The sequence below is a fragment of the Methanosarcina sp. genome (assembly GCF_035390745.1).
Classification (GTDB): Archaea; Halobacteriota; Methanosarcinia; order Methanosarcinales; family Methanosarcinaceae; genus Methanosarcina.
The window spans coordinates 1-6,952 of sequence record NZ_DAOOUJ010000099.1 but is presented as its reverse complement, the minus strand read 5'-3'; the positions used below and the strand labels follow the sequence as shown (position 1 = coordinate 6,952).

Annotated in this window: 4 protein-coding genes and 1 tRNA gene; 3 read left to right on the top strand and 2 right to left on the bottom strand. The window is 38.4% G+C overall.

Features of this window, described 5'->3' with window-relative positions; genetic code table 11:
* Nucleotides 1-349: 349 nt before the first annotated feature.
* The 3 genes from PLL47_RS14185 to PLL47_RS14175 all read left to right on the top strand — a co-directional run bounded on the left by PLL47_RS14185 (nt 350) and on the right by PLL47_RS14175 (nt 5,397).
* Nucleotides 350-694, top strand: coding sequence for a hypothetical protein (locus PLL47_RS14185; RefSeq protein WP_324447108.1), 345 nt, complete (start codon nt 350-352; stop codon nt 692-694).
* A 712-nt stretch (nt 695-1,406) separates the two neighbouring features.
* Nucleotides 1,407-4,277, top strand: coding sequence for a disaggregatase related repeat-containing protein (locus tag PLL47_RS14180; RefSeq protein WP_324447106.1), 2,871 nt, complete (start codon nt 1,407-1,409; stop codon nt 4,275-4,277).
* Nucleotides 4,278-4,872: 595 nt separating this feature from the next.
* Nucleotides 4,873-5,397, top strand: coding sequence for a hypothetical protein (locus PLL47_RS14175; protein WP_324447104.1), 525 nt, complete (start codon nt 4,873-4,875; stop codon nt 5,395-5,397).
* Nucleotides 5,398-5,711: 314 nt separating this feature from the next.
* Here PLL47_RS14175 and PLL47_RS14170 read toward each other — a convergent pair whose 3' ends face one another.
* A complete protein-coding gene (locus PLL47_RS14170) occupies nt 5,712-6,119 on the bottom strand; it encodes a DUF1699 family protein (RefSeq protein ID WP_324447102.1) in 408 nt (135 codons plus the stop codon).
* Nucleotides 6,120-6,676: 557 nt separating this feature from the next.
* A tRNA-Gln gene (locus tag PLL47_RS14165) sits at nt 6,677-6,749 on the bottom strand.
* Nucleotides 6,750-6,952 lie beyond the last annotated feature (203 nt).

The following is a 6,952-nucleotide window of genomic DNA, read 5'->3' as shown; positions in this document are numbered from 1 at the left end:
CCCGAGTTCCGCCACCCGAGTTCCGCCTCGGGAGGGCGGTGTCCTTTTCGGTCGCTTTGCTCCCTCAAGAGGACTAATTTTTGGTTTAGAATACTCGCTTCGCTTGCTCAAGCAGACTAATTTACAGATTGTAGAAGTGAGCTGAGCTCAAGAGGACTAAAAGGGAGCAGATTACAAATACTTTTTAATCTGTGCGACCTTATTTGCTATACAGTATGCTCTTGTCCCGCTCGAAAAAGGGGAGTGATCCTTTAAAAAGAGAAAAAGAGAGAAACATAAAATCATCTTTGTTGAGAAATAATTATAAACCAGGTTTGGCTGGTCTTACGTTTTACTGTGGGTGATCATAATGGCAAGAATACTTTCGGAAATGGATATTGGAATCTTGAAGATGGTTGCTCCGGAATGTGAAGGATACCTCTGTTCAGGGTCAGGAGTCAATTACCGTTCTATCCTTCCACCTCTGGCAAATCATTACTCAAAAGATGCAGACGATTTTCTGAGAAGAATCAAACTGCTGTCTATATGTGAGCTTAAATACCTTGTCAGGCTTATCTTTTCCGGAGAAGAGAGTCTGGGATGCGTGCCTTTTGAGTACATTACTCTCTTTGTGGAAAATGTATCCGAAAGGCTGGGTGAAGACATAGCAGCTAAGGTCAAAAAATCATACGAAGATTCCGAATGCCCTGCTTGAAAAAGCTGGTTAAGTGAAATAAGACTTTGGCTAAAAAAACAAAAACTCTTTTTTGAATATTGAACATTATAGGAAATAAATTCAAACTCGCTGAAGTATAATCTACAGAAAACCCTCTTCTTTTAAATTTTTCCTATGTCTGCGTATTAATTTGCTGATTATTTTTTTCCATTGCATTTGACTTCTTGAGTTTTCATGATTCCGATTTTTGCACACCTGTGTCTATGCTACCTTTTTTATAAAGAAATCAAAAATTAATTTGAGAGTTTCACAAATATTTTTATAATATAATGCATAAAGTACAATATAACTTAGGCAATTAACTTAGGGGGATCAGTACAATTTATTTATATTGTTTGCAGCTGAAATATCCGGTTCAAACAAGAGATTAAATTCTGTAAAAAACTGTCCTGTGTTATTTGTCCAAACCAAAAACCAAAACAATAGCTTCTGGTCTGGATCCATTTTAAGGATTTCTTCAGAATACCAAATATGCCGGTAGTGAATCCTATCTGCAAGATCTGGTTTTGTAGTGTTAGAAGAGGATTCAGTTTCCAGAGATAAATTCTTATGAACCTAAATATGGCTTAGATTTGGAGATTAACAAGTTTCGAATAAACTGTATATTTTTTTTGGTTGAATTATTCTGAAATTTGTTTAACAGATATTTCAGGTGATCACTCTGTTAGATCGGAAATTAGTAATATTTTTTATGGCAATCTGCCTGGTTCTGTCAGGCATTCCTGGTGCTCTATGCGCAAGTTCGGCACCCATCGTATATGTGGCAGGAGACGGCAGTGGAGATTACAACTGTGACGGAAAAGACGACCATATACAGATAAATCAGGCACTTAAATTCGTGGCTGAGAATTCTGCATATACAACTGTCCATCTCAAAGGTCCATTCACATACGTTATTGCTGATACTCTTCTGATTGGAAGCAATACTGTTCTTGAAGGGGATTCCAGCGCAAAGATAAAGCTTGTCAGTAGCGCAAACTGGAATGCAACAAAACCAATGATAAAAGAAAGAAGTTCAGGCAGTCATGATATTACCATCCGGGGTTTTACAATTGATGGAAACCGGGAAGGAAATACCAATGTCGAAAGTGGTAAAGGGTACTACAATCTTATCCACCTGAAGAGCTGTCAGAACATAAGCGTATACAACATGAATCTGACCAATAACCACGGCGACGGCTTGAAAACAGACAGTTGTTCCAGCATAAAACTCTATAACAGTACTATATATCGGCTTGGGCATGACGGACTTTATGCCAGCAGCTGTTCTGGCGTGGAAGCATACAATAACACAATAACCTGCAGGACAAACAGCGGGCTCAGGCTGTATAATTCAAACAAGGCCAGACTGCATGATAATATAATCACGTCAGATGGTTCCGGAGGTGCGGGAATTGAAATCCAGAAGTATAATTCTCCCTCAATGAATGATATCGAAATATATAACAACGTGATATACAAAACTGCCCGTGTTGGGATGTGGATTTTTGGGGCAGGCACTTATAATGGCTCATCGGCAAACCTTCATATTCACCATAATCAGATTTACGATACCGGAACAAAGTCCAGCAGCATTATTATAGGGGGAATCATGTCCGATGGGTTCAATGCGCTCATCGAGAACAATGTGATAGATGGAGTCTACGGGGCCGGAATTGTACAGAAAAATGTGTATTCTTCAGCACCGTCCGGTTCAGGTTATGTACTTACACTGAGAAACAACATAATTACAAATTCAAGATCTTCTTCTGGTGGAAGCGGATATGGAGTGTCCAATGAATTATCAGATACCCACTCATTTGTCCTCCAGAACAACTGCTTATACGGAAATCCGGATGGGAATTACAAGAATGTACAGGCTTCATCTTCTGATATAAAGGCAGATCCGCAGTATGCTGATAGAAACAACCATGACTATCATCTTAAATCAAAAACAGGGAGATGGAATGGAAAAAGCTGGGTAGCAGATAACACAAGTTCTCCCTGTATCGATGCAGGATACAACCTATCGGACTATTCTAACGAACCAAAACCCAACGGAAACAGGATCAACATAGGGGTTTTCGGAAACACAAAATATGCTTCAAAATCCGGAACACCAGTAGCAAGCAATCAGGCTCCTGTGATAAAATCCATCCAGAAAGCCACTGTTGAGATTGGAAAAATTTTGACTTTTACGGTGAGTGCATCGGATGAAGACGGAGACACCCTTACTTACTCCGCTTCAAATCTTCCTGCAGGCGCAACTTTAGACAGCAGTTCAGGTCTTTTCAGCTGGGCTCCAACTACCGGACAGGAAGGAACTTACATTGTAACCTTTGGGGTAAGCGATGGAAAACTAAATTCCTCGACTACAGCAACTCTAAGCGTTGTCAAACAGGAAAGTTCTTCCCCCGCAGCAGGAGAGCTCTATGATAACCGCCTGCGTGAAGCTTCCCCTGAAACTGTCCTCCAGAATACTTCTTTTATTGATGTTGGTGGGATGAGTGCTGGCAGATACAGGGATGTGATGTGGTTTGACCTGAGCGAATACGCAAGCTCCACAGGAATTGATAATGCCACTCTTTCTCTTAACTGGTATTACCCTGCAGGAAAAACAAGGCCAAATGATACCGTAATTGAGGTTTACAGGCCTGCTTCTTCCTGGAATTCAAGCTACGTGAGCTGGAATAAGAGGGAGAAAGACGTTTCCTGGAAGAACGCCGGAGGAGACTGGTACGATAAAAACGGAGTCCTGCAGGGCAGCACGCCTTATGCCATACTCACCATTAAAGGCAGCACCCTTCCCGATAACAACTATTATGAACTGAACGTAACCGACCTGGTAAATGAATACATAAACGGAAAATATGAAAATACAGGATTTTTTATCAAGGCAAAGACTGAAAGTAATAACTACATAGCCTTTTACAGTTCCGACGTCGAAAACGAGACACAAAAGCCCAGACTTACTGTAAATGAGAATTCATCCATAGATCCTGTCCTTAATATTACAATTGCCGGTGCAAAAGATAACCGCCTGCGTGAAGCTTCCCCTGAAGTGATATATCAGGATCAACAGTTTATTGATGTTGGTGGAATGAGTGCCGGAAGATACAGGGACGTAATGTGGTTTGACCTGAGCGAATACACAAGCTCCACAGGAATTGATAATGCCACTCTTTCTCTTAACTGGTATTACCCTGCAGGAAAAACAAGGCCAAATGATACCGTAATTGAGGTTTACAGGCCTGCTTCTTCCTGGAATTCAAGCTACGTGAGCTGGAATAAGAGGGAGAAAGACGTTTCCTGGAAGAACGCCGGAGGAGACTGGTACGATAAAAACGGAGTCCTGCAGGGCAGCACGCCTTATGCCATACTCACCATTAAAGGCAGCACCCTTCCCGATAACAACTATTATGAACTGAACGTAACAGACCTGGTAAATGAATACATAAGCGGAAAATATGAAAACACCGGTTTCTTCATAAAAGCCCGCACGGAAAACAATAATTACATTGCCTTCTACAGTACCGAGGCAGGAAGTGAAAATCAGCGCCCGATGTTGAGCCTGAAGTCATAACCGCAGTCAGTATCATTCGCAAAGGAAGGGATTTAAGGATGTGGTATAAACATAAATCTATGATTAAGTATAAATTTATGATTGCTTAACCCTCATCCTTCATCCCATTTTAGTTTTTACAAAAAATCCATTTCTCTTTATGACCAATTTTTTCTGACAGGTACTGTTCTTGGATGCGGACTTCAGGATTTTGGCTTTCGTGCAGACGAGGTAATATAAATTACCTGGATAGAATAAACAGACTCCTGGGCGTAAGAGGGTGGTCCGAATTAAAATGTCAGGAGGACATGGTGCGCAAGTACTGAAATGTTCTGTGTTATATCCTGTGTTCAGGTTAGATTATTTGTTTCTCAATATCTACTCTTTGTAAGGATTTTAATTCAACTCTATGCTTTATTAATATTCTCTTTTCTCATTCAGTATTTATTTAGCATGAAAGTGCTCTAAAGTACTTTCATTCTTTGGGCATGTTATTCGAAGAATATCATTTGCGTTTTTTGTAAACCATGTTTATTCTCTGCAAAACAGACAAAAAAATTTAAGAACATCGTGTTGCATATACAGTTAAACTATAATTAAGATGTTGGCGATAGCTATGGTAACAAGTGAAGCAAGACAGAGGGCAAATCTAAACAGGATGAAAGAATTAATGGAAGAAATTGAAAACACCACAAATGACTCTGCTTTAATAGCTGAATTAAATGAACTTTTAAGAAAACACTATCCACTGTCTTTGAAATGGCATCTAATTATATTTAAAAGTGAAGTTGAAAGAAGTCTAAAATTTTTAGAAGATATAAGAAAAGAAGAAGTAAAAATGGCCAGCAGAAACCGGAAACAGGGCAAGGAACCAAAAGAAGGTCTAAAACAGGTTTACTATAAGTCCTCAGATATCCCCAGTGCGTTTAAGCTTGATTATTGTCTGGTATATGATACTGATATTAACCAGTACAAATGGTTAAGATGCAACACCCCCAGGAATACCAGATCAAAGGTATTCACAATTCCAAAGTCTATGATAGGAGATGGAAGGCTTCAGTGGAGTGAAGAAACAAAACAGAAATGGGGAGAAGACAGTATCGGGCAAATGGAAATGGTAGAGAGAGCCATAAATAATTAAAAAAATGCACATAAGAGGCTTGTCAAGATACGGAATTTCCCTGTTTACAGCCATTACATTTGAACAATGTACAGAAAATATCAAATTCTTAATATCAAGGATAGTAAAACATGACAGTACTGGCTAGGTTAATATGGAATTAATTCTTAATTAAAAAACAGAATACTCAGAAAGTTAACCTTAATCATCTGTTTAAACTTTTTTATCTTTTAGAGGAGATTTTGCTGGAGATTAGATAAAGGTGTTGTGCGGAATCGATAGCTATACGTTCTAATTTCCAGCAGAACCTCAAGGGTATGTCTTTCCCGTGCGGATCAGGCAGGTATTTCTTTGTTCAGGATATAACTAACCATTTCAGGGTTCAGCTTGCTTTCCCTAGAGATCTTTTTCTCAATTTCTTCAACCGGCTTACCTTCAGTTTTCATATCTTTAATTTTTTCAATTACTGAGGAGGGAATTGCGTAATATTCGTTAATGTCTTTCCTGTGTCCCCAGACATCTCCTTCAAGAAGCTGGACCCTCTGCATCTGAAGGAACATCTCTATGGATTTTGAAACCGTTCGCATATATGATTTGGGTAACTGGATCACTTCGATCTTCGGACATGTTTCAACCAGTCCAAAGATGTCCTTGTTTGAAGGTCTGAATGCCAGGTGAACAAGGCGCTCATTCGGATTAAGTGTGAAGATTTCTTCTCTGGAACTAACCACTCTTATTCTCATGTTTTTCCCCACTATTAAGTTGTTTTTTGATTGTAATCTGTAATTTGTTTTATGTTTTTACTTCAGTATATACTACAAATACTTATTATAAATACTTATCTTATTTAACTAACATTATTTAGATAGTATATTAGATCTCTTACCTTTATTATGTATAGATATAAGGATAAAGAAGTTTTATTTTAAATCAAAAGGCTCTGTATATGGCTGATTATTTGAAATTATATGCAATATTCCACAGACAATCAGAATAAATATATTTATTAAAACTGATTAATTTTCATGATTCTGAGAGATGATTTTCTCTATCCTTTTTTGAAAATCTGCATAGATTTCTGCGCCCCTCGATGTTGGAATTCATCTTTCTGACACCAAATCCTCTATTTAAGGAAAAATTGAGTCTGGAGTTTTCAGCAAGTCTATTTCCTGGAGCAAAAAACCTTATGAATCTCTAATACAATGAAAATAAAAAGCAGACAAACTTTATAAAAACAAACTTTATAAAAACAAAAATTAAGATAGAGTTGAAGGTCAAAAAGAATTATAAAAAAGTTGAGTAGCCCGGCACGGATTCGAACCGAGGTTGCAGGATCCAGAGTCCCGCATGATTGACCACTACACTACCGGGCTTCGATGATTTTTCGCTGTGGGGCGTGATTCTTGCGCCCTGAAGCGTATCTTCTAAAGGAGGATTTTATATATATAACTTTCGGCTGAGGGTTCCGGATTTGTAGTTTGTCCAGAAAAGGTGTTAATAAAAAGGTTTGGAAAGAAGTTGAAATTATTGAATAAAAAATTATTGAATAAAAAATTATTGAATAAAAAATTATTGA